Source organism: Microbacterium sp. NPDC057659, assembly GCF_042799915.1.
Taxonomy (GTDB): domain Bacteria; phylum Actinomycetota; class Actinomycetes; order Actinomycetales; family Microbacteriaceae; genus Microbacterium.
Genome location: NZ_JBHVHU010000001.1, coordinates 1,446,520 through 1,468,446 on the forward strand (window position 1 = coordinate 1,446,520; position 21,927 = coordinate 1,468,446).

General features: G+C 69.3%; 23 protein-coding genes. 5 read left to right on the forward strand and 18 right to left on the reverse strand.

Features of this window, described 5'->3' with window-relative positions; genetic code table 11:
- Window positions 1–118: 118 nt before the first annotated feature.
- Window positions 119–1,621, reverse strand: coding sequence for an IMP dehydrogenase (guaB, locus tag ACFVAE_RS06855; protein ID WP_378889517.1), 1,503 nt, complete (start codon window positions 1,619–1,621; stop codon window positions 119–121).
- A gap of 283 nt (window positions 1,622–1,904) precedes the next feature.
- Between guaB and ACFVAE_RS06860 the strand changes: the two genes are divergently transcribed.
- From ACFVAE_RS06860 to ACFVAE_RS06875, 4 genes are read left to right on the forward strand one after another with little or no spacing between them, the layout of a single operon-like run.
- A complete protein-coding gene (locus ACFVAE_RS06860) occupies window positions 1,905–3,203 on the forward strand; it encodes a branched-chain amino acid ABC transporter permease (protein WP_378890533.1) in 1,299 nt (432 codons plus the stop codon).
- Between the two features lie 2 nt (window positions 3,204–3,205).
- The gene (locus tag ACFVAE_RS06865) at window positions 3,206–4,183 is read left to right on the forward strand and encodes a branched-chain amino acid ABC transporter permease (RefSeq protein WP_378889520.1); all 978 of its coding nucleotides are present in this window, start codon (window positions 3,206–3,208) and stop codon (window positions 4,181–4,183) included.
- Entirely contained in the window at window positions 4,173–5,171 is a 999-nt protein-coding gene (locus tag ACFVAE_RS06870) for an ABC transporter ATP-binding protein (RefSeq protein WP_378889522.1), read from the forward strand. Before ACFVAE_RS06865 ends, ACFVAE_RS06870 begins: the two co-directional genes overlap by 11 nt.
- Complete coding sequence (locus tag ACFVAE_RS06875; protein WP_378889525.1) at window positions 5,168–5,944, forward strand: ABC transporter ATP-binding protein; 777 nt, start codon at window positions 5,168–5,170, stop codon at window positions 5,942–5,944. Before ACFVAE_RS06870 ends, ACFVAE_RS06875 begins: the two co-directional genes overlap by 4 nt.
- 68 nt (window positions 5,945–6,012) lie before the next feature.
- On the opposite strand, the gene ACFVAE_RS06880 is transcribed toward ACFVAE_RS06875, so the two are convergent.
- The 5 genes from ACFVAE_RS06880 to ACFVAE_RS06900 all read right to left on the reverse strand — a co-directional run bounded on the left by ACFVAE_RS06880 (window position 6,013) and on the right by ACFVAE_RS06900 (window position 10,668).
- Window positions 6,013–7,269, reverse strand: a complete 1,257-nt coding sequence (locus tag ACFVAE_RS06880) for an ABC transporter substrate-binding protein (protein WP_378889528.1) — start codon at window positions 7,267–7,269, stop codon at window positions 6,013–6,015.
- 109 nt (window positions 7,270–7,378) lie between these two features.
- Window positions 7,379–8,299 carry an EamA family transporter RarD gene (gene rarD / locus ACFVAE_RS06885; RefSeq protein WP_378889531.1) on the reverse strand — a complete coding sequence of 307 codons (921 nt, stop codon included), beginning with the start codon at window positions 8,297–8,299 and terminating at the stop codon, window positions 7,379–7,381.
- A gap of 71 nt (window positions 8,300–8,370) precedes the next feature.
- The gene (gene groES, locus ACFVAE_RS06890) at window positions 8,371–8,667 is read right to left on the reverse strand and encodes a co-chaperone GroES (RefSeq protein WP_017203655.1); all 297 of its coding nucleotides are present in this window, start codon (window positions 8,665–8,667) and stop codon (window positions 8,371–8,373) included.
- A gap of 142 nt (window positions 8,668–8,809) precedes the next feature.
- Entirely contained in the window at window positions 8,810–9,457 is a 648-nt protein-coding gene (locus ACFVAE_RS06895) for a response regulator (RefSeq protein ID WP_378889534.1), read from the reverse strand.
- A complete protein-coding gene (locus ACFVAE_RS06900; protein ID WP_378889536.1) occupies window positions 9,445–10,668 on the reverse strand; it encodes a sensor histidine kinase in 1,224 nt (407 codons plus the stop codon). The genes ACFVAE_RS06895 and ACFVAE_RS06900 overlap by 13 nt, the downstream gene beginning before the upstream one ends.
- Before the next feature lie 200 nt (window positions 10,669–10,868).
- On the opposite strand from ACFVAE_RS06900, the gene ACFVAE_RS06905 reads away from it, so the two are divergent.
- Window positions 10,869–12,056 (forward strand): SAM-dependent methyltransferase, encoded by a 1,188-nt coding sequence (locus tag ACFVAE_RS06905; protein ID WP_378889539.1) that lies wholly within the window; start codon window positions 10,869–10,871, stop codon window positions 12,054–12,056.
- 2 nt (window positions 12,057–12,058) lie between these two features.
- On the opposite strand, the gene ACFVAE_RS06910 is transcribed toward ACFVAE_RS06905, so the two are convergent.
- The 12 genes from ACFVAE_RS06910 to glmS all read right to left on the reverse strand — a co-directional run bounded on the left by ACFVAE_RS06910 (window position 12,059) and on the right by glmS (window position 21,855).
- Window positions 12,059–12,832 (reverse strand): hypothetical protein, encoded by a 774-nt coding sequence (locus ACFVAE_RS06910; protein ID WP_378889542.1) that lies wholly within the window; start codon window positions 12,830–12,832, stop codon window positions 12,059–12,061.
- Window positions 12,833–13,233: 401 nt separating this feature from the next.
- The gene (locus ACFVAE_RS06915; RefSeq protein WP_378889545.1) at window positions 13,234–14,313 is read right to left on the reverse strand and encodes a hypothetical protein; all 1,080 of its coding nucleotides are present in this window, start codon (window positions 14,311–14,313) and stop codon (window positions 13,234–13,236) included.
- A gap of 2 nt (window positions 14,314–14,315) precedes the next feature.
- A complete protein-coding gene (locus ACFVAE_RS06920) occupies window positions 14,316–14,759 on the reverse strand; it encodes a hypothetical protein (RefSeq protein WP_378889548.1) in 444 nt (147 codons plus the stop codon).
- Entirely contained in the window at window positions 14,756–15,832 is a 1,077-nt protein-coding gene (gene tsaD / locus ACFVAE_RS06925; protein WP_378889551.1) for a tRNA (adenosine(37)-N6)-threonylcarbamoyltransferase complex transferase subunit TsaD, read from the reverse strand. Before tsaD ends, ACFVAE_RS06920 begins: the two co-directional genes overlap by 4 nt.
- Entirely contained in the window at window positions 15,825–16,292 is a 468-nt protein-coding gene (gene rimI, locus ACFVAE_RS06930; RefSeq protein WP_378889554.1) for a ribosomal protein S18-alanine N-acetyltransferase, read from the reverse strand. Before rimI ends, tsaD begins: the two co-directional genes overlap by 8 nt.
- Window positions 16,289–16,867 (reverse strand): tRNA (adenosine(37)-N6)-threonylcarbamoyltransferase complex dimerization subunit type 1 TsaB, encoded by a 579-nt coding sequence (tsaB, locus tag ACFVAE_RS06935; protein ID WP_378889557.1) that lies wholly within the window; start codon window positions 16,865–16,867, stop codon window positions 16,289–16,291. Before tsaB ends, rimI begins: the two co-directional genes overlap by 4 nt.
- Before the next feature lie 52 nt (window positions 16,868–16,919).
- Window positions 16,920–17,402 carry a tRNA (adenosine(37)-N6)-threonylcarbamoyltransferase complex ATPase subunit type 1 TsaE gene (tsaE, locus tag ACFVAE_RS06940; protein ID WP_378889560.1) on the reverse strand — a complete coding sequence of 161 codons (483 nt, stop codon included), beginning with the start codon at window positions 17,400–17,402 and terminating at the stop codon, window positions 16,920–16,922.
- Window positions 17,399–18,499, reverse strand: coding sequence for an alanine racemase (gene alr / locus ACFVAE_RS06945; protein WP_378889562.1), 1,101 nt, complete (start codon window positions 18,497–18,499; stop codon window positions 17,399–17,401). The genes tsaE and alr overlap by 4 nt, the downstream gene beginning before the upstream one ends.
- On the reverse strand, window positions 18,496–18,876 hold the full coding sequence (locus ACFVAE_RS06950) for a holo-ACP synthase (RefSeq protein WP_378889565.1): 381 nt from the start codon (window positions 18,874–18,876) through the stop codon (window positions 18,496–18,498). The genes alr and ACFVAE_RS06950 overlap by 4 nt, the downstream gene beginning before the upstream one ends.
- A gap of 135 nt (window positions 18,877–19,011) precedes the next feature.
- Window positions 19,012–19,503, reverse strand: a complete 492-nt coding sequence (locus ACFVAE_RS06955) for an SRPBCC family protein (protein ID WP_378889567.1) — start codon at window positions 19,501–19,503, stop codon at window positions 19,012–19,014.
- Window positions 19,500–19,862 (reverse strand): ArsR/SmtB family transcription factor, encoded by a 363-nt coding sequence (locus ACFVAE_RS06960; protein ID WP_378889569.1) that lies wholly within the window; start codon window positions 19,860–19,862, stop codon window positions 19,500–19,502. Before ACFVAE_RS06960 ends, ACFVAE_RS06955 begins: the two co-directional genes overlap by 4 nt.
- Before the next feature lie 148 nt (window positions 19,863–20,010).
- Entirely contained in the window at window positions 20,011–21,855 is a 1,845-nt protein-coding gene (gene glmS, locus ACFVAE_RS06965; protein WP_378889573.1) for a glutamine--fructose-6-phosphate transaminase (isomerizing), read from the reverse strand.
- Window positions 21,856–21,927: the final 72 nt, after the last annotated feature.

Sequence of the window (21,927 nt, forward strand, 5' to 3'; positions counted from 1 at the left end):
GGGCGGATGCTTCGCAGCATCCGCCCTTCGGAGGCAGCCGAGGTTTCGACTCGCTGCGCTCGCTCAACCTGAGCCGGGCCGCGTCGAGTCCGCTTCGCGGCCGTGACCCGATCCCGGCTCACTTCTTGTAGTTGGGGGCCTCGACGACGATCTGCACGTCGTGCGGGTGCGACTCCTTCAGGCCCGCCGCGGTGATGCGCACGAACTTTCCGCGGGTCTTCAGCTCTTCGATCGTGCGAGCGCCGACGTAGAACATCGACTGGCGCAGGCCGCCGACCAGCTGGTACGCGACGGCCGACACCGGGCCGCGGTACGGGACCTGCCCCTCGATGCCCTCGGGGATGAGCTTGTCGTCACTGGGGACGTCGGCCTGGAAGTAGCGGTCCTTCGAGTACGAGGTCTGCTTGCCGCGGGTCTGCATCGCGCCCAGCGAGCCCATGCCGCGGTACTGCTTGAACTGCTTTCCGGCCTGGAAGACGATCTCGCCCGGCGACTCGTCGGTGCCGGCCAGCAGCGAGCCCAGCATCACGGCGTCCGCACCGGCGACCAGCGCCTTGGCGATGTCACCGGAGTACTGCAGACCGCCGTCGGCGATCACCGGCACGCCGGCCGGACGGGCCGCGAGGGATGCCTCGTACACGGCGGTGACCTGCGGGACGCCGACGCCGGCGACGACGCGGGTGGTGCAGATCGAGCCGGGGCCGACGCCCACCTTGACCGCGTCGACGCCCGCGTCGACGAGCGCCTGGGCGCCCTCGCGGGTCGCGACGTTGCCGCCGATGATGTCGATGTGCGCGAAGGACTCGTCGGCCTTCAGTCGCTTGACCAGGTCGATCACGCCCTGGGACTGGCCGTTCGCGGTGTCGACGACGAGCACATCCACGCCCGCGTCGCGCAGCGCCTCCGCGCGCTCCCACGCATCGCCGAAGAAGCCGATCGCCGCACCGACGCGCAGACGGCCCTGCTCGTCCTTGGTTGCCAGCGGGTACTTCTCGCTCTTGTCGAAGTCCTTGATGGTGATGAGGCCGGCGAGCTTGCCGTTCTCGTCGATCAGCGGCAGCTTCTCGACGCGGTGCTTCGCGAACAGGGCGATGACCTCGCCCGCGGCGACGCCCACCTTGGCGGTGACGAGGTTCTCGCTGGTCATGATGTCCTTGACCAGCGTGGTCTGGCGCTCGAAGCCCGAGACGAAGCGCATGTCGCGGTTGGTGACGATGCCGATCAGGCGGCCGTCGGCGTCGACGACGGGCAGGCCGGAGATGCGGTACTTGGCGCACAGCGCGTCGACCTCTTCGACCGTGGCGTCCGCCGTGGTGGTGATGGGGTCGGTGATCATGCCCGACTCGCTGCGCTTGACGCGGTCGACATCGGCTGCCTGGTCGGCGATCGAGAGGTTGCGGTGCAGGATGCCGATGCCGCCCTCACGGGCGATCGCGATCGCCATCCGCGCCTCGGTCACGGTGTCCATCGCACTGGAGAGCAGCGGTGTCGCCACGGAGATGCGACGGGTGACCCGCGACGAGGTGTCGGCCTCGCTCGGGATGACGTCGGTATGCCCGGGAAGCAGCAGAACATCGTCGTAGGTGAGTCCGACGAAACCGAACGGGTCGTGCTGCTCCATGAATGGCTCCTCTGCGCCGGTGGCGCGGTAGATGGCTGATGCGCGGGGACGACGGTGGCCTGGCGGGACACGCCCGCCTATACAGATTCTAAGCGCGTGCGGCTGTGCAGTATTCCAGGTTGGTTCCAGCTTCGTCACTCGAGGTGCGCGCAATGCGCTCCGCGGGTTACGCTCGGTGCGACGTCCGTCACCCGAGCGGCGCCGCTGCCTGCTCGGACGCTCTCGATGTGGAGGCCCTGTGGGACTCAGAACCCCGGCGCTGAGCCGACCCCGGCGCGGGTTCATGGCGCTGCTGGCGATCCTGGCAGCACTCATGCTCGCGATACTGATCACACCCCCGGCGCACGCCGACCCCGGCGACGACCAGGAGAAGACCGACTTCTACTTCGGCGGGGTGATCACGAACAAGGACGAACCGGTCAAGGGCGTCGTGATCGGCGTCGAGGGCGACGGCTTCGACGCGGAGACCAAGACGGATGCCGACGGCAAGTGGCGCCTCTACGTGCCCAAGAAGGCGACGTACACGCTGATCGTCGACGAGGACACGCTGCCCAAGGGTGTGATCATCGATCCCGCCCAACTGCCCGAGGGCATCAAGGCCGTGCAGGGCAAGACGGGTGAGTTCGAAGCCGAGTTCGGCCTCACCGGCACGAAGATCGTGAACCTCTTCCTCGGAGCCGGCGAGAGACAGACCACCTCGTTCTTCGACCAGCTGCTGAATCGAACGATCGGCGGCATCAACTTCGGCCTGCTGCTCGGTCTCGCCTCGATGGGCGCCGCGCTGATCTACGGCACCACGCGGCTGTCGAACTTCGCACACGGCGAGATGGTCACCTGGGGCGGCGTCGCCGTCGTGATCGTGACCTCGTTCCTGCATCTGCCGCTCTGGCTCGGCATCATCGTCGCGATCGCCGCGGGCGGGCTGCTCGGCTGGGCACTGGATGCCGGGCTCTGGCGCCCGCTGCGCAAGCGCGGACTCGGCGTCGTGCAGCTCATGATCGTCAGCATCGGCCTCTCGCTCGCCCTGCGCTACGCGCTGCAGTACATCATCGGCGGCGAGACCTATCAGCTGCCTGGCGCGAGCCCCGCACCGATGACGTTCGGCCCCGTCTCGCTCTCCTGGATCGACATGGTGGGCATGGGCGTCAGCCTCGCGGTCATCATCGGCATGGCGGTGTTCCTGACCCGCACGCGGATCGGCAAGGCCACCAGGGCGATCTCCGACAACCCGCAGCTGGCGGCGGCATCCGGAATCGACGTCGACAAGGTGATCCGCATCACCTGGATCATCGCCGGCGTGCTGGCCGCGATCTCCGGCATCCTGTGGGCGTACTTCCGCCCCGGCGTGAAGTGGGACATGGGCATGCAGATGCTGCTGCTGATGTTCTGCGCCATCACCCTCGGCGGGCTCGGTTCGGCCATGGGCGCTCTGATCGGATCGCTCATCGTCGGCATCGCGGTCGAGATCTCCACCCTGTGGATACCGACCGACCTCAAGTACGCCAGCGCCCTCGTCGCGCTCATCGTCGTCCTGCTGGTGCGCCCGCAAGGACTCTTCGGCCGCAAGGAAAGGCTGGGCTGACCATGGACTTCGGAACCATCTTCGGCAACACCGCCGCATACCTGCTCAGCCCCGTCACGATCGCCTACGCGCTGGCCGCCACCGGCCTCGCCGTGCACTTCGGCTACGCCGGCCTGCTGAACTTCGGCATGGCGGGCTTCATGGCCGTCGGCGCCTACGGCTACGCGATCTCGATCCTCAGCTTCGGCGCGCCCTGGTGGGTGGGCATGCTCGTCGGCCTGCTCGGCGGCGCTCTGTTCGCGTTGATCCTCGGCATCCCGACCCTGCGCCTGCGCGCGGACTACCTGGCCATCGCGACCATCGCGGCCGCCGAGATCGTGCGCCTGATGTTCCTCACCGAGCTGTTCCAGAAGTGGACCAACGGCGCGGGCGGCCTCAGCGGTTACAACGGCGGATTCCGCGACATCAACCCGTTCCCCCCAGGGCAGTACGGCTTCGGCCCGTGGACCTTCAATGAGGTCGGCCTGTGGAACCGGGTGTTCGGCATCGGCATGCTCGCGATCGCGATCCTGCTGGTGTGGGCCCTGATGCGCAGCCCGTGGGGCCGTGTGCTCAAGGGCATCCGCGAGGACGAGGACGCCGTCCGCTCGCTGGGCAAGAACGTGTTCGCCTACAAGATGCAGGCGCTCGTCGTCGGCGGCGTGATCGGCGCCCTCGGCGGCATCGTGTTCGTACTGCCCAGCGCGGTCGTGCCGGGCAGCTACTCCACGTCGCTGACCTTCTTCCTGTGGACGATCCTGCTGCTGGGAGGCGCGGCGACCGTGTTCGGCCCCACCCTCGGTGCGGTGCTGTTCTGGATGGTGTTCGCGTTCCTCGGCAACCTGCTGCCGCAGATGGCGTCGGCGGGACTGCTGCCGATGAGCAGCGCGCAGGCCGATGTGGTGCGCTACATCCTGGTGGGCATCGTGCTGATGCTCATCGTGATCTTCCGCCCGCAGGGCATCCTCGGAGACAAGAGGGAGATGACCTTTGTCAAGTGACAGCACGCCCACGACCGGCAGCATCCGTCGACCGAAGACCACGGGGCTCACCAAGGGCCCTGCGGCCCCCGGCGTCGCCAAGGTCGACCCGATCCTCGTCGCGGATGCCGTGCAGCGGCGCTTCGGCGGACTCGTGGCCGTCGACGTGGATCATCTGGAGATCCCCCGCGGCGCGATCACGGCGCTGATCGGCCCGAACGGCGCGGGCAAGACCACGCTGTTCAACCTGCTCTGCGGCTTCGACAAGCCGAACACCGGCACCTGGTCGTTCGACGGGAAGAACCTCGCAGGGGTCCCGTCGTTCAAGGTCGCCCGCATGGGTCAGGTGCGCACCTTCCAGCTGACCAAGTCGCTCTCGCTGCTGACCGTGCTCGAGAACATGAAGCTCGGCGCGCCCGGTCAGAAGGGCGAGCGGTTCTGGTCGAGCCTGTTCCCGGGCGCCTGGCGCAAGCAGGAGAAGGAGATCGAGGCGCGCGCCCGCGAGCTGCTCGCCCGGTTCAAGCTCGATGCCAAGGAGAAGGACTTCGCCGCCTCTCTGTCCGGCGGCCAGCGCAAGCTGCTCGAGATGGCGCGCGCGCTGATGAGCGATCCGACGCTGGTCATGCTGGACGAGCCGATGGCCGGTGTGAACCCTGCCCTGACGCAGTCCCTGCTGGACCACATCCTCGATCTGAAGGACCGCGGCATGACCGTGCTCTTCGTCGAGCACGACATGCACATGGTGCGGCACATCGCCGACTGGGTGGTCGTGATGGCCGAGGGGCGCGTGGTGGCCGAGGGGCCGCCCGAGGAGGTCATGGAGGACCCGGCAGTGGTCGACGCCTACCTGGGCGCCCACCAGGACGTCGACCTCGGGGTCGTGACCGGCCGCCTCAGCGTGGTCGATCAGGAGTCCGCCGAGCGGGCCCTGCGGCTGCGCGAGAAGATCGAGACCGAGGCGGAGGCCGAGATCGAGGCCGAGGATGCCGCTGAGGAGGAGAAGTCATGACCGACGCCACCGGACCCGCATTCGAATCGGCGAAGGACGACCGGAAGGTCATCGTCGAACTGAGCGACGTGCACGCCGGCTACCTGCCAGGTGTGAACATCCTCAACGGCGCGAACCTGGTCGCGCGCGAGGGCGAGCTGATCGGCATCATCGGTCCGAACGGCGCCGGCAAGTCGACGCTGCTGAAGTCGATCTTCGGCATGGTCAACGTGCGCTCCGGCGACATCACGGTCAACGGCGAGAGCATCGTCGGCCTGAAGGCCGACAAGCTCGTCCGGCGCGGTGTCGCCTTCGTGCCGCAGACGAACAACGTGTTCCCCTCGCTGTCGATCGCGGAGAATCTGCAGATGGGGCTCTACCAGAATCCCAAGATCTACAACGAGCGGCTGGAGTTCGTCACCGGCATCTTCGCCGAACTGGGCAAGCGCCTGAACCAGCGCGCCGGATCGCTCTCGGGCGGTGAGCGGCAGATGGTCGCGATGTCGCGCGCACTGATGATGGACCCGTCCGTGCTGCTGCTGGACGAGCCGTCGGCCGGTCTCTCGCCGGTGCGCCAGGATGACGCGTTCATCCGCGTCTCGGACATCAACAAGGCCGGGGTGACGACCATCATGGTCGAGCAGAACGCCCGCCGCTGCCTGCAGATCTGCGACCGCGGCTACGTGCTCGACCAGGGCCGCGACGCCTACGAGGGCACCGGCCGCGACCTGCTGAACGATCCGAAGGTGATCGGACTGTACCTGGGCACGCTGGGTCAGGAGGACGCCGCGTAGGTCACGCAGATACGAAGAAGGGGGTTCGGATGCCTGGCATCCGAACCCCCTTCTCGTGTCAGCGGGAGTTACTTGATCCGCTTGAAGGTGTTGCCTGCACCGTACTCGTAGACGCCCATCGCGGCACCCTGCGGGTTGTGGTCCTTGTCGAAGGTCACGTCACCGGAGTAGCCGTTGTAGTCGATCTTCTTGCCGTCGTTGATGAGCTTGGCGCAGTCGGCGAACGACGTGCACGCCTCGCCCTTGCCCGAGCCGCCCGAGACTTCGATCAGCTGGTCGGCGATGTCCTTGCCCTTGTCGGAGTTCGCCTGCAGCGCGCCGAGGGCCATCAGGATGACGGCGTCGTACGCCTCGGCCGAGTAGGTCTGCGACTTGAGCTCGCCGTTGCCCTTGGCCTTCCAGACGTCGTTGAGCTGCTTGATGAAGTCCTCGGGCAGATCAGCGCCGGCCTTCGTGCCCTTCGACCCGGTCAGGTCGACCGGCAGGTCGGGGTAGTCGTACAGGTTGCCGTCGACCAGGTACAGCGCGCTGGTGTCGATGCCGGCGTTCTTCAGCAGTGGCGCGATCGTCTTGAACTGGTCGTACGAGACGACGGCGACGGCGTCGGGCTTTGCTGCGGCGATCTCGGCGACCTGCGCGTTGAACTGTCCGTCGCCCTGGTTGTACGACGCCTCGGCGACGACCTTGCCTCCGGTGCCCTCGAAGACCTCCTTGATGGCGCCTTCGAGACCCTTGCCGTAGGGGTCGTTCTGGTAGATGATGCCGAGCGACTTGTGCTCGTCCTCGGCGATCGTGTTGGCCAGGACCTCGCCCTGCAGGTAGTCGCTCGGCGCGGTGCGGAAGTACAGCGGGCTGAGGCCTGCGAAGTCGACGCCAGTGTTCGACGGCGAGATCGCGAGGATGCCGGCGCTGGTGTTGCCGTCGACGATCAGCTTGGTGACGCCGGACGATGCGGCACCGACGAGCGTGGTGATGCCCTCGCTCTGCAGCTTCTGCATCGAGGTCTCGTACGCCTTGTTGTCGAGGTCGCCCTCGTCGGCCGTGCTGAGCTTGATGGTGACGCCGGCGTCGGCCTTGTTGACCTGGTCGACGGCGAGCTGAACGCCGGCCTCCATGGGCGGGCCGAGGAACGCCAGTGCCCCGGTCGACGGAAGCAGCGATCCCATCTTCAGCGTGACGTCCGCCGCTGCGGGCTTGTCCCCGCCCTTGTCGCCGTCGCCGCTGTCGCTGGGCGTGCTGCAGCCCGCCAGGACGAGCGCTGTGGCGCTGGCCAGCGCGATGCCGGCGAAGATCCGCGTCTTTCGCGAAGTCTTCAATGCGTTCATGGTGCTCCCTTGCTAAATGAACGTGGTCGACCCACCTTCGGGTGTCTCCACCCTAGGCGGTCGTGCTGAAGACGACGACGGGATCAGGTTTCAGTGCGTTAACGATCCGTCACACGAGTTCGACGGTGCCGGTCTCCGCAGTGGGACGTCCGCGACGCGAGGCGAGGACCAGGTCGACGACGAACACCGCGATCGCGATCCACACCAGGATGAACCCGGCCCAGCGCTCCGGCGGCATCGGTTCGCCGAGCAGCAGCCATCCGACCAGGAACTGCATGATCGGGGTGATGAACTGGATCATCCCGACCAGGCTGAGGGCGACGCGGCGGGTGCCGGCAGCGAACAGCAGCAGGGGGATGGCGGTGGCGACGCCGGCGAACGAGACCAGCACGGTGTTCAGCGTCCCGGAGCTGCCGTAGGTGATCCCGCCGTCCTGCGCGACGAAGAACAGGATGACCCCGGCGATCGGGATCAGCCAGAACGACTCCAGCGTCAGTCCGCTGGTGGCGTCGACCGCAGGGCCGATCTTCTTCTTGACCAGCCCGTACAGGCCGAACGACGCGGTCAGCGACAGGGCGATCCACGGGAAGGTGCCGTGCGCGACGATGATGACGATCACCGCGAGCGTGGCGATGCCGATCGCGATCCACTGCAGCCTGCGGATGCGCTCGTGCAGCACGAGCACGCCGAGCAGCACCGTCGTGATCGGGTTGATGAAGTACCCGAGGGCCGATTCGACGACCTGGCCGCCCAGAGTGGCCAGCACGAAGACCTGCCAGTTGATGTAGATCAGCACGCCGGCGAGTGCGGTGAGCCCGAGCAGCTTGGGCTGCCTGACGATCGCGATCAGCGCGGGCCAGCCGCGCGTGACGGTGAGCAGCAGCAGACAGAAGACGAACGAGAGCAGCACGCGCCAGGCGACCAGTTCCCAGGGCCCGATGGGCTTGAGCAGGATGAAGTAGAGCGGCAGGACGCCCCAGATCAGGTACGCACCGACCGTGTACAGCACTCCGGCGGTCTTCGAGTTCACCGGTAAAGCCTACGGGTACGACGAAGGGCCCGGATGCCGTGGCATCCGGGCCCTTCGTGAACGTCAGTGCGTCAGCGGACGACGACCGCGAGCACGTCGCGGGCCGACAGGACGAGGAACTCGTCCGCGCCGAACTTGACCTCGGTGCCGCCGTACTTGCTGTAGAGCACGCGGTCGCCCACGGCGACGTCGAGCGGGACGCGGTTGCCGTTGTCGTCGATGCGGCCGGGGCCCACGGCCACGACCTCGCCCTCCTGGGGCTTCTCCTTGGCGGTGTCGGGGATGACCAGGCCACTCGCGGTGGTCTGCTCGGCCTCGACCTGCTTGATGACGATACGGTCCTCGAGCGGCTTGATGGAAACCGACACGGTCTACCTCTTTCTCGGCTGAACAATCAGAAGACTGGTTCGCACTCTCAGGGGGAGAGTGCTAATCCCAGTGTAGGCGGTCGGCTGGCACTCACGCAATGCGAGTGCCAGCATCCGGCGCCTCCCTCGCTGCCCCGGCTGCTCACCTGCGCCGGTCGAGGTAGGTGAGGACGGCGAGCACGCGGCGGTGCCTGCTCTCGGTCGGGTCGAGCCCGAGCTTCGTGAAGATGCTGCCGATATGCTTGTGCACGGCGTTCTCCGTCACGTACAGGCGTTCGCCGATCTGCCCGTTGCCCTGCCCCGAAGCCATCAGCGCCAGCACCTCGAGCTCACGCGGCGTGAGCCGGTCGAGCGGATCATGCGGACGGGGGGCCAGCAGCTGCCTGACGACCTCCTCATCCATCACGGTGCCGCCTTCCGCGACCGTGGTGACGGCGTCGACGAAGGCGCTCACCCGCGACACACGATCCTTCAGGAGGTAGCCGACGGCGCCGCGCTCATCGGCGATCAGCTCTCGCGCGTACTCCTGCTCGACGTACTGCGACAGCACGAGGACCGCGAGCTGCGGATGCCGCGCGCGGGCCTCGAGCGCGGCGCGGATCCCCTCGTCCCGGAAGTCCGGCGGCAGACGGACGTCGACGACGGCGACATCCGGCCGGTGCCCGTCGACGGCGTCGAGGAACGCCGGAGCGTCTCCGGCGACGGCCACCACCTCGAGCCCGCGGGTGGTGAGGATCAGCTCCAGTCCCTCGGCCAGGAGCACGTTGTCCTCGGCGATCACGACCCGCACGGCAGCTCCACCCGGACGACGGTGCGGCCGTCCTCCCGCCCGAACTCCGTGGTCCCGTCGAGCGCCGCAATCCGCCGCCGGATGCCGCGGAGCCCGGATCCGCTCTCCTCGTCGAGCCCGCCGGTGCCGTCGTCGCTCACCGACGCCGCGAGGATGCCGGTAGGCCGGCGCTCCACGACGACCTCGGCGTCGGTCGCGCCGCTGTGCTTGCCGATGTTCGCGAGGGCCTCCGCGATCACGAAGTAGGCCGCGGCCTCCACGGCCGCCGGCAGCTGCCCGAGGTGTTCGATGCGCACGCGCACGGGGACGGCCGACCGAGTCGCCAGTGAGCGCACGGCGCCCTCGAGTCCGCGATCGACGAGGATCGGCGGGTAGATCGTCCGTACGACGTCGCGCAGCTCGACCATGGCGCCCTCCGCGACCTCGTGCGCCTCCGCGAGCAGACGCGACACGGTCTCGGGGTCGTCGGCCTCGCGCGCCAGGCCGATGCGCATGGACAGTGCGACCAGCTGCGCCTGCGCCCCGTCGTGGAGGTCGCGCTCGATGCGACGGAGCTCTGCGCCGTGCGCGTCGATCACGCCGGAGCGCGTCTCCTCGACGCGGCTCACCCGCTCGGCGAGCACCTCCGTGCGGGACGGCGTCAGCAGACGCCGCGTCATCCGCGCGTGCGGCGTCGCAAGGAGCACCACGACGACGGTGAGGAGCAGGCCCGCCGCGAGCTGGATCGCGCCGAGCCCCAGTGCCTCGCCCCATCCGGTCAGGGGGACACCGAGGAACTGCGACGCACCGGCGGGCAGCGCCCACCACAGCGCGAGCGTCGCGATCGTGCCGAGCACGATGCCGACCGCCGCCAGCGCGAACACGCCGAGTGCTGTGGCGGTGACAGCGTCCACGGCGAGCCAGCGCACGTCGCGCCAGGTCGCCGGGTCCTGCAACTGAGCACGGAGCACGGCGGGTCCGTAACCGGGGTGCGGTTGGCGCGCGGCCGTGCGCGGCTGCCCGATCACGACGCCGGCGCGGTCGTCGTTCGCATCCGCCCAGCGGGCCAGCAGCCGCAGCAGCACGGGCAGGACCGCGAAGCCGATCAGCACGAGACACAGCACTGCGCCCGTGATCAGCACCGAGAGCGACACCATGCTGATCATCCCGGCGCCCAGCCCGATCAGCGAATATCCGATGGCTCCGGCAGCTCTCCGAAGTCGTGTACGCATGTCTCTCCTCATCGCATCGCGGCCGTTCTCGGCCGCGGGAGTATCCAGCGTGACATCGGGCTGCACTCCGGCACACTACAGCTGACTGGAGCATCTCCGCTCCGGTCTGCTGCCCGTCGAATCGCGCACCTTGCCGCATCCGGAGGCCGGAATGCGCCCGTTGCGCGATTCGGAACGGATGGGATCCGTAGGCTGAAGGGGTGGAGATGACCGAGCTGACCGCGCTGCTCACCCGCGACGGACTGGCGCTGCTCGACGAAGTCGGGCAGATCACGGCGGCGGCGGAGGTCGCGAAGACCGTGTCGTGGCTGCGCGCCGCCGGGCACTCCCCCGACCTCGTCTCGGCCGTCGTCGGCCAGGCGCACCTGCGTGCCAGGGCCCAGGCCAAGTTCGGCGAGTTCGCCGACCGGATGCTGTTCACCCGCGCCGGCCTCGAGCAGGCGACGCGCCTGAACGTGGCGACGCTGCACGCGGTGCGGATGCGGCAGGCCGGCATCACTCACGTCTCGGATCTCGGATGCGGGATCGGCGGCGACGCCCTGGCGTTCGCCGGCGCAGGACTGGCCGTGCACGCCGTCGACGCCGACGACGTCACCGCGGCGATCGCCGCCTACAACCTCGCCCCCTTCGGCGAGGACGTGACGGTGTCGCACGGCACGGCGGAGGAGCATGCGGATGCCGCAGTGGGCGCGGTGTGGCTCGACCCGGCCCGGCGCACGGCGGGGCACTCCGAGACGCAGCGCACCGCGGCATCCGACTGGTCGCCGTCGCTGGACTGGTGCTTCGACCTGGCCGCGCGGGTGCCCACCGGCATCAAGCTCGGCCCCGGCCTCGACCGGGACCTCATCCCCGACGACGTCGAGGCGCAATGGGTCAGCGCAGACGGCAGCGTCGTCGAACTCGTGCTGTGGAGCGGGGCGCTCGCGCGCCCCGGCATCCGTCGCGCCGCGCTCGTGGTGCGCGGCGACGCGATGCACGAGCTGACCGGCCAGGCAGACGCCGAGGACGTGCCTGTGCGCGAGCTCGGCGCGTACCTGCACGAGCCGGACGGCGCGGTCATCCGCGCCCGCCTCATCGGCGACGCGGCCCGGATGCTGGAAGCCGGGATGCTCGACGAGCAGATCGCATACCTGACCGGGGATGCTGCGCTCACCAGCCCGTTCGTGCAGTCGTTCCGGGTGCGCGAGACGATGCCGGCGCACCCGAAGACCATCAACGCCGCGCTGCGCGCGAACGACATCGGCCGGCTCGAGATCAAGAAGCGCGGCATGGACATCGATCCGGCTGCATTCCGGAAGAAGCTCACGCTGAAGGGGTCGCAAGAGGCGACGCTGATCCTCACACGCACTCCTGCGGGGCGGATCGCGATCCTCGCCGACCGGGTCTGAGGCTATTCCGAGATCTCGCCGGTCGTGTCGTCGATCGACGGGTCGGCCGGATCGCCGCCGCGGATGACCGTGAGCACAGGTCCGCGCTCCGTCCCTCGCACGCTGTACGTGACTCCGTCGCCGCCGAACTCCGTCGTGCCGCCGAACATGTCGACGCCGCAGCCTTTCAGGAGCACCTTCGAGGTGTCGGCGACGTACACGCAGTTGTTGCCGTCCTGTGCGAACCAGATCGGGGTGTCACCGTCGTAACCGATGATCTGCAGAGCGCCGCCATCGACCCCGGTCTCCTTCACGATTGCCTTGGCGATGTCGAGCTCCGTGCCCTGGAACATGTTCGTCCAGCTGTCCTGCGGACCGGGGTCCCATCGATCCAGCACGGCGACGGGCTCACCACGGGTGTCGCGCACGATGGCCGCCTGCACCATCGTCCCCTTGGGCTTGTCGAGTTCCAGCTGCACACTGAGCTGACCCCAGTAGCCCTCCTCGTCCTTCTTCGGATCCGGCGGCGGAGCGCAGCCCACGGTGGCAGTCGGCGCGGGGGTGAGCATGATGCACTCCAGCGCGAGTTCCTTCTTCGTGGCGTACCAGGCGGTGATCCCGTACCGCTCGCCCACCATCCGGATCGATCCTTCGTCGTACTTGCCGGATGCCTCGAACTCGGCCCAGGCCTTCTGCTGCGCGGCCGACATCGCCGGGCCGGCATCGCGACCGAACAGCAACCAGCCGGCGCCGACACCGATGAGGAGGGCGGATGCCGCGACCGCTGCCGCGAGCAAGACGCTGCGTTTCCTGGTCGCCGCGCGGGCAGAGCGAGGGAGGTCCGTCTCAGAACCCGCGCCCGCCTCCCGCACCTCTTCGGAATCCGCTGCTTCCTCCGCTCCGGTCTCACTGGTTGCGGGTGTCCCCTGCGTCTCAACGGCTTCCCCCGCTCCGGTCTCAATCGTTGCGGGTGCGTCGACCTCAGCACCCGCAACCGTTGAGACCGGAGCAGGGCCGACAGCGCCGCGTGGTGCGACTCCTTCCGCAATCGGGGAGGGACGCTCAACGGCCGGGAACGAGCCGCCGCGAGCTGCCGCCTGCAACCCGGCGAGCTCTTCCGCCTCGGCCGCGCTCAGCTCGCCGCCGGGGCCGTAGGCCCGGCGCTGCAGTTCGCGAAGACGTTCCTCAGCAGGCATCCTCACTCCGATCCCTGCACAGCGGGGTCAGCGGCTTTCACGCCCTTGCCGTGGAGCGTCGTGAGCCGCGTGCCCTGTGTGGTGTCGATGAGCCCGAAGACCGCGTTCGGCCGCTCGAGGAGCACATCGGCGGTGTCAGGGGCGCAGGACTTCTGGGTGATCCCCCCGAGGTCCGCGACGTAGAGGCAGGTCTCGTTCTCCTGGGTCATCCAGATCGGCGACGTGCCGTCGTAACCGGCGATCTGCAGGAATTCTCCCTGGATGCCGGACTTCGCCACGATGACCTTCGCGATGGCCAGCTCGTCGCCGTCGTACATCTGGGTCCAGTCGTAGGTGTTCGTGTTGTCCCACTTCTGCATGATGACGGTCGGGACGCCCCGTACATCCCGCAGGACGACTCCACTGACGCCTGTGCCCCTGTCATCGCCGAGGTCGATCTGCGCCGACAGCGGACTCTGCTGCTCTTCCTCGCCTTTCGGCCGCTCGGTCGGCTGGCAGGCGATCGACCCGTCCTTGGTGGGGGTGAGCATGATGCACTCCGTCTTGGCGTTCTGCTGCGTCGCGTACCAGGCGGTGATCCCGTACCGCTCGCCGAGCATGCGGATCGACCCGGCGTCGTACTTCCCGGAAGCCTCGAAGTCGCTCCACGCCTCCTGCTGCTTCGCATCCATCGCCGGGCCGCTGTCCCGACCGAACAGCAACCAGCCGGCACCGAGACCGATGAGCAGAGCGGATGCCACGGCGGCGAACACGAGGGAGACTCGGTGCTTTCGGGGATCGCTCCGTCCTTCGTCTCGTCGCTGCGCTCCTCGCTCAGGATCCGGGCAAGGCTCTGATTCCTCGGGCTGGTCGTGCCCTTCGTCTCGTCGCTGCGCTCCTCGCTCAGGATCCGGGGAGGGCTCAGGGTCCGGGACGGTCTCGACCTTCGTGGAGAGTCCGGTCTCTTCGGTTCCTGAGCGAGCGGATCGAGACGAAGGACGCGCCTGCAGTTCCGCGAGTTCCGCCGCCTCTTCGGCGTTCAGCCCGCCGCCGGCGCCGTAGGCCCGGCGCTGCAGTTCGCGAAGGCGTTCACCGTCCGGCATCCTCAGACCAGTCTTTCGAGCTGCGAGACCGCCCAGATCAGCCAGCCGGCGCTGAAGACGGTGGCGGTGATCCCGAGCACGAGAGCCCAGATCGCGACGGCTCGGTTCTCGACCGGCCGGCGGATCGACATGATCGCCGCGATCACGGCGATGATCGCGACCGGGATGCCCCATCCGACGAACAGCGATGTGCACAGCGCGACGATGGCCGCGAACAGCGCCCACGGGGCCAGGCGGGTCTTGTCCTCGGCGTAGGGCTCGCCCGCGGACGGCTCCCACTCCGTCGAGATGCCGCCCGGGTCGGCATCCGGTCCTGTCATCACCGGTTCGACGCTGACCGGGCCGGTGGGCAGCTTGCTGTAGGTCTTGCGCGCGCCGGGCAGAGCCGCCGAGCCCTCCGGGCGCTCGACCTCGGGGCTGGGGTCCTCGACGTGCGGATCGCTCATGCCGGGCTGACCTGGATCTCGGTGACGGGCAAGGTGGAATCGGCGCCGAAGGCGAGGGTCGACGGCCCGCGGCCCGAGGCGATCAGTTCGGCGGCGAGCGCAGCGATCATCGCCCCGTTGTCGGTGCACAGGCTGAGCGGCGGGATGCGGACGGTCACGCCCGCCGCCTCCGCGCGCTCGAGGGTCACGTCGCGCAGGCGACGGTTGGCGATCACGCCGCCGCCGAGCAGCAGCCGCGGCACGCCCAGATCCTCGCAGGCGGCCAGCGCCTTGGACACCAGGACGTCGACGACGGCCTCGCGGAAACTGGCGGCGACATCCGCCACCGGGATCTCCCGGCCCTCGGCCTGCGCCCGCTCGATCCAGCGCGCGACGGCGGTCTTCAGCCCCGAGAACGAGAAGTCGTAGCGGTGCTTCGCCATGTCGGATGCCCTGGACAGGCCGCGCGGGAACCGGATGGCCGTCGGATCGCCGTCCGCCGCCGCGCGGTCGATCTGCGGGCCGCCGGGGTACGGCAGTCCGAGCAGCCGGGCGACCTTGTCGAAGGCCTCCCCCGCCGCGTCGTCGACGGTCTCGCCGAGCAGTTCGACGTCGGTGGTCAGGTCGCGCACGTGCAGCAGCGAGGTGTGCCCCCCGCTGACCAGCAACGCGATGGTCGGGTACTCGAGCGGCTCGGTCTCGGGCGTGAGGATGTCGGCGGCGATGTGGCCGACGAGATGGTTGACCGCGTACAGCGGCTTGCCGAGCGAGACGGCAAGGCCCTTCGCGGCGCCGACGCCGACCATGAGCGCGCCTGCGAGACCGGGCCCGCTGGTCACGGCGACCGCGTCGAGGTCGTCGAGGGTGACCTCAGCCTCTGCGAGCGCGGCCTCGATCGAGGGCTGCAGCGCTTCGAGGTGCGCGCGGGCGGCGACCTCGGGCACGACTCCGCCGTAGCGCGCGTGCTCGTCCATGCTCGATGCGATCGTGTTCGAGAGCAGCGTGCGGCCCCGGACGATGCCGATGCCGGTCTCGTCGCAGCTCGTCTCGATGCCGAGGACGAGCGGTTCCCGGATGGTCGAGGGTTCAGGCATCCGCGTTCCCTTCCGGCCGGACCTTCAGTTCGATCTTCATGATGATCGCGTCGACTCCGCCCTTGTAGTACCGCGGGCGGCGGCCGATCTCGGCGAATCCCTCCGACAGGTACAGCGCCTGGGCCACCTCGTTGTCGTCACGCACCTCGAGGAACGTGTCGCGCGCGCCGCGCTCGCGCGCCAGGTCCAGCAGCAGGCGCAGCATCCGCCGGCCCCTGCCCTGCCCGCGGTAGGCGGGGTCGAGCGCGATGGTCTGGATGTCGGAGTCGGGTGCGCCCCGGAGGGCGCGCACGCCGCCGTACCCGATGACGCGACCGTCCTCCTCGTCGACGAGATAGTGGTTGTGCTCGCTGGCGACCTCGGCGGCCATGGTCTGCTCGCTCCAGGCGTCGTCGGGGAACGACGAGTTCTCGAGGGCCATGATCGCCTCGAGGTCACTCGTCTCGGCAGTGCGGATCACAGCCGCACCTGCTTCGGCACCTTCACGTCCGGATGCCGCAGGTACAGCGGCTCCTCGCCCGCGAGTGCGCGTCCGGCGGCGAGCGCCGCGGCACCGACCCTGGCGAGCGCGGCGGCGTCGATCGTGGTCACGACGACCGTGGGGATGTCGAACACGGCATCCTGCGGCTCGAGACGGGTCGGCTCGACCAGGATCGGGATGCCGTCGGCATCCGTGCCCTCGAAGACGCTGACCGCGATCTCGCGGCGGCGCGCGTCGGTGACGATCGCGAAGCGGTCCTCGCGCCCCTGCGCGAGTGCGGCGGCGTAGTGGCTCGGGACGGGGATGACCGGGATGCCGCGGCCGAGCGCGAAGGTGCGCGCTGCGGCGATGCCGATGCGCAGTCCCGTGAACGGACCTGGGCCCATCCCGGCGACCACGTGCGTGATGCCGGGGCGGCTGACGCCCTGCAGCAGGTCGCCGATCACCTCGGCATGTCCGAGAGGGTTGGCGCTGCCGGCGTCGGCGACGGTCGTGCCGTCTTCGGCGACGACTGCGACGGCCGAGCCCAGCGAGGTGTCGACGGCGAGGATCACGCTGTCCAGCGTAGTCGGGGCGGGGTGGGAGAGCCCTGCGCGGCGCCCCGGCTCAGATCTCGACGCGGGCGACCGTGACGATGCGGGGTGCGTCGGCGTCGAGGTCCTCGTCGGCGAGGTCGTCGTCACCGCCGACCGGGCGCTCGAGCTCGATGTCCCACCAGGCGTCCGCGACGGCGGCGGCCATCGGCCGGCCCCACTCGATCACGACGACGGAGTGGGCGAAGTCGATGTCGAGGTCGTCCAGCTCGTCGGCCGATCCCAGCCGATAGGCGTCGACGTGCACCAGCGGCGCGCCGCCGGTCAGGGACGGATGCGTGCGGGCGATCACGAAAGTCGGGCTCTGCACGGGGCCTCGGACGCCGAGGCCCTCGGCGAGGCCCCTCGTGAACGTCGTCTTGCCGGCGCCGAGCGGGCCGGTGAGCACCAGCACGTCACCTGCCTGCAGCCGCGCACCGATGCGATGACCGAGCGCCTCCATGTCGTCGGAGGTCGCAATCTCGCGCCGCCCGACGAACTCCTCGAGCCCGCTCATCGGGCGTCCCGGCGCGGAACGCGGCTTCCGATGCGGGTCACGATCTCGTAGTTGATCGTGCCCGCGGCATCCGCCCAGTCGGTCGCCGAGGGCTGGCCGAGCGTCGGATCGCCGAAGATGATGACCTCGTCGCCCGGGGCGACCTGCGCGTCGCCGACGTCGACGACGAACTGGTCCATCGCGATGCGGCCGGAGACCCGGAATCGCCTGCCGCCGATCTGCACCGGTCCGCGATCGGATGCCTGCCGCGGAATGCCGTCCGCGTACCCGAGCGGCACGAGGGCGAGCGTGGTCTCGCGCTCCGTGCGGTAGGCGTAGTCGTAGGAGACGCCGGTGCCGGCAGGCACCCGGCGCACGGCATCCACCGCGGCGCGCAGCGTCATGGCGGGCCGCAGCCCGAGGTCGGCCGAACTGCGGTCGTCGAACGGCGACAGCCCGTAGAGCCCGATGCCGATGCGCACGGCATCGAGCCGCGCGTCGGGCCGGTCGATCGCGGCAGCCGTCGCTGCAAGGTGCCGAACCTCGGGACGGATGCCGACGGACGACGCCTGCTCGACCGCCGCGTTGAACACGGCGAGGGCGGCCGCGTCATCCTCGGCCGAGGCGTTGGACAGGTGGCTGAAGATGCCCACGATGCGGATGTGCCCGATGCGCTCCAGCCGCGCGGCCTCCGCGAAGGCCTGCGTGCGCTCCTGGGGCGACAGACCGTTGCGGCTGAGGCCCGTGTCGAGCTTGAGGTGCACGGCGGTCGTGCCCGGTGCGGATGCCGCGGACTGCAGCTGCTGCATAGACGAGACGCCGATCTCGATGCCGGCCTCGGCCGCATCGTCGAACCGGCGGTCGGCCGCGTGCAGCCAGGCCATCAGCGGGGCGTTGATGCCGGCCCGGCGCAGTTCGAGGGCCTCCTCGACGGTCGCCGTGCCGAGTCTGCTGACCCCGCCCGCGAGCGCCGCCGTGGCGACATCCACGGCGCCGTGGCCGTAGCCGTTCGCCTTGACGACGCCGATGATGTCGGTGCCGGTGAGGCGCCGCAGGTGACGCACGTTGTCCGAGATCGCGTCGAGGTCGATCGTGGCCTCGCGGAACGGCGCGCTCATTCGAGATTCCTTTCGTGGCCGGCATCCGGCCCCTCGGCGATGACCTGCGCGATCGCGAGGCCGGCGTCGTGGCTGAGGCTCAGATGGAGGGTCCGGATGCCGCGCTCGGAGACGACGCCCGAGGTCGACCCGGTGAGCACGAAGTAGGGCTTGCCCGAGGGCTCGGAGGCGATCTCGATCTCGGTCCAGTGCACGCCGTCCGAGCCGCCGAGCGCCTTGATCAGCGCCTCCTTCGCGGCGTAGCGCGCGGCCAGCGACCGCAGATGCAGCTGCTGCTCGGACGCGGTGAACAGGCGCTCCAGCAGCTTCGGCGTCCGAGCGACCGAGCGCTCGAACCGCGGGATGTCGACGAGGTCGATTCCGGTCCCGATGATCACCGGATCAGCCTACCGGGGGACGAAAGTCGCTCCCCGGTACGAATGCAGGCTGATCGCCCGGATGCAGGCGGATCCCACGGCGTTTCCGCCGCCAGAGCGCAGATCCTGCCTGCATCCCCTCCCGGGAGCCGCGCCTCAGAGTGCGCCGAACCGTGCCTCGTACTGCGGGGAGAGTTCGGCGAAGCGGGCATCCCAGTCCTGCGCGAACGACTCCCCCGCGACATCCGCCGCGAGCCGCTCGAGGTACGTCTGCCAGCCGGCACCGTAGAAGATCGAGCGGATGCCGGTGTGCACGAGGCGCATCCGGGTGCCGCCCTCGACCTCGTCGAGCGTGACGACGAGCTCGGTGGGCTCCTCCTCGATCGCGTGCCAGGTGGTGCTGAACGTGCGCGGTGCGTCGCAGGCGGTGATGGTGCCGGTGGCCCACGACGGCTCGTCACCCTGGGCGACCACCGACCAGGTGCCGCCCAGTCGCAGCTCGCCGGTGAGGTCGACCATCCAGCGCGCGATCCGGTCGCGGTCGGTGACCGCCTGCCAGAGGTCGTCGATGCCGGTGGCGTAGACGTCTTCGTAGACGAGCCGGTACCCGGACGGATGCTTCTCGATGACGGGACTGGTGATGCTCATGAGATCTTCCTCTCCCTGTTCTCGTTCTCACGATCGGATGCCGCGCGCCGAGCCCGTGCGACCTCGGTGTGCAGGGCGTCCAGGCGCTGCGCGAGCGGATCTGTCAGCTGCGCGAGGGCTCGGGATGCGGCATCCACTCCCGCGCGATCCAGCGCGTAGATCCGGCGCGTGCCCTCGGCGCGCACCATCGCGAAGCCGTTCTCGCGGAGCACCCGCAGGTGCTGCGACACCGCCGGTTGCGAGATGCCGAACTCGCTGCGCGCGATGTCGGTCAGCACCCCCGCCGGCTGCTCGCCCAGGGCGAGCACCGCGAGCAGGCGTCGTCGCACGGCATCCGCGAGCACCTCGAACTCATGCACATTCGAACTATATAACTCTGTGCTTATATTCACAACGGGTGCAGAACGGGGGCCGACACGCCAGATGCAGGACGCACTCCGCAGAAGCGTCCGACATCTGGCGTGTCGGCCCCCGAAGTGTTCAGTCGGGATGCCCGACCGCCGAGACTCACTCCACCGTGACGGACTTGGCCAGGTTGCGGGGCTGGTCGACGTCGAGGCCCTTCGCGGTGGCGAGCGCCATCGCGAAGATCTGCAGCGGGACGACCGCGAGCACCGGCTCGAACAGGGCACCGGCCAGCGGGATGCGGATGACCTCGTCGGCGAAGGGCAGCACGGCGGCATCGCCCTCTTCCGCGACGACGATCACACGGGCACCGCGGGCGCGGATCTCCTGGATGTTCGAGACGACCTTCGAGTGGATCAGAGCCGAGTGCCGCGGCGACGGCACCAGGACGAACACCGGCTGACCGGCCTCGATCAGGGCGATCGGGCCGTGCTTCAGCTCGCCGGCGGCGAAGCCCTCGGCGTGGATGTACGAGATCTCCTTGAGCTTGAGCGCGCCCTCGAGCGCGATCGGGTAGCCGACGTGGCGCCCCAGGAACAGCACCGAGCGGGTGTCGGCCATCCAACCGGCCAGCTGCGAGACGTGCTCCTGCTCCTCCGACAGCACCTGCGCGATCTTGTCGGGCAGTCCCTGCAGTTCGGAGACCTCGGCCGTGGCATCCGCATGCGTGCCGCGCACGCGACCCATGTGCAGGCCGAGCAGCAGCAGCGCGGTGATCTGCGCCGAGAACGCCTTGGTCGACGCGACCGCGACCTCGGGGCCGGCGTGCGTGTACACGACGGCGTCGGACTCGCGCGGGATCGTCGCGCCCTGGGTGTTGCAGATCGACAGCGTGCGCGCGCCGCGCTCGCGGGCGTACTTGACCGCCATGAGCGTGTCCATGGTCTCGCCGGACTGACTGATCGAGACGACGAGCGTGTCGTCGCCGATCACCGGGTCGCGGTAGCGGAACTCGTGCGCGAGCTCGACCTCGACGGGCACGCGGGCCCACTGCTCGACCGCGTACTTGCCGACCAGGGCGGCGTAGGAGGCGGTGCCGCAGGCGGTGATGATCACCCGGTTGATGCCGGTGAAGAGCGAGTCGAGGCCCTCCAGCTCGGGGATCACGACCTGCCCCTCCTGGATACGGCCGCGGATGGTGTTCGCGACGGCCTCGGGCTGCTCGGCGACCTCCTTGGCCATGAACGACGACCATCCGCCCTTCTCGGCGGCGGCGGCGTCCCAGGACACCTCGAACGGCTGCGCCTCGACGGCGTTGCCCTCGAAGTCGGTCACCGTGACGGAGGAGGGGGTGATCGCGACGATCTGGTCCTGCCCGATCGCGAGCGCGCTGCGGGTGTGCTCGACGAACGCGGCGACGTCCGACCCGAGGAAGTTCTCCCCCTCGCCCAGCCCGATCACCAGCGGCGAGTTGCGGCGGGCGCCGACCACGAGGCCGGGCTGGTCCTGGTGCATCGCGAGCAGCGTGAACGCGCCGTCCAGTCGGTTCACGACGGTCTGGAACGCGGTGGCCAGGTCGCCGGTGCGGCGGTACTCCTGCCCGAGCAGCGCGGCGGCGACCTCGGTGTCGGTCTCGCTGAGGAAGGTCACGCCCGCCTCGGCCAGCTCGGCGCGCAGGGCCGAGAAGTTCTCGATGATCCCGTTGTGGATGACAGCCAGCTTGCCGTCATCGGCGAGGTGCGGGTGCGCGTTGACGTCGGTCGGGCCGCCGTGGGTCGCCCACCGGGTGTGCCCGATGCCGGTCGTGCCATCCGGAAGCGGCGCGTCGGCGAGCGAGCCCCGCAGCACGGCGAGCTTGCCGGCCTTCTTGCGCATACCGAGTTCGCCGGCCTCGTCGATCACGGCGATGCCGGCGGAGTCATAGCCGCGGTATTCAAGACGGGCGAGCCCGGCGAGCAGGATGTCCTGGCTGGGCCGCGGGCCCACATATCCGACGATTCCACACATGGAATCAAGGGTAAGGGCGCGGATTTGCGAGGGTTCCGTACCAACCCTTCCTCTCCCGCGGATCCTGAGCGC

Bases quoted from the DNA above. Each gene is read 5' to 3' on its own strand.
- guaB (WP_378889517.1), bottom strand. From the start codon at position 1,621: ATGGAGCAGCACGACCCGTTCGGTTTCGTCGGACTCACCTACGACGAT.
- ACFVAE_RS06860 (WP_378890533.1), top strand. From the start codon at position 1,905: ATGGCGCTGCTGGCGATCCTGGCAGCACTCATGCTCGCGATACTGATC.
- ACFVAE_RS06865 (WP_378889520.1), top strand. From the start codon at position 3,206: ATGGACTTCGGAACCATCTTCGGCAACACCGCCGCATACCTGCTCAGC.
- ACFVAE_RS06875 (WP_378889525.1), top strand. From the start codon at position 5,168: ATGACCGACGCCACCGGACCCGCATTCGAATCGGCGAAGGACGACCGG.
- ACFVAE_RS06880 (WP_378889528.1), bottom strand. From the start codon at position 7,269: ATGAACGCATTGAAGACTTCGCGAAAGACGCGGATCTTCGCCGGCATC.
- ACFVAE_RS06900 (WP_378889536.1), bottom strand. From the start codon at position 10,668: ATGCGTACACGACTTCGGAGAGCTGCCGGAGCCATCGGATATTCGCTG.
- ACFVAE_RS06915 (WP_378889545.1), bottom strand. From the start codon at position 14,313: ATGCCGGACGGTGAACGCCTTCGCGAACTGCAGCGCCGGGCCTACGGC.
- ACFVAE_RS06920 (WP_378889548.1), bottom strand. From the start codon at position 14,759: ATGAGCGATCCGCACGTCGAGGACCCCAGCCCCGAGGTCGAGCGCCCG.
- tsaD (WP_378889551.1), bottom strand. From the start codon at position 15,832: ATGCCTGAACCCTCGACCATCCGGGAACCGCTCGTCCTCGGCATCGAG.
- tsaE (WP_378889560.1), bottom strand. From the start codon at position 17,402: ATGAGCGGGCTCGAGGAGTTCGTCGGGCGGCGCGAGATTGCGACCTCC.
- alr (WP_378889562.1), bottom strand. From the start codon at position 18,499: ATGAGCGCGCCGTTCCGCGAGGCCACGATCGACCTCGACGCGATCTCG.
- ACFVAE_RS06955 (WP_378889567.1), bottom strand. From the start codon at position 19,503: ATGAGCATCACCAGTCCCGTCATCGAGAAGCATCCGTCCGGGTACCGG.
- glmS (WP_378889573.1), bottom strand. From the start codon at position 21,855: ATGTGTGGAATCGTCGGATATGTGGGCCCGCGGCCCAGCCAGGACATC.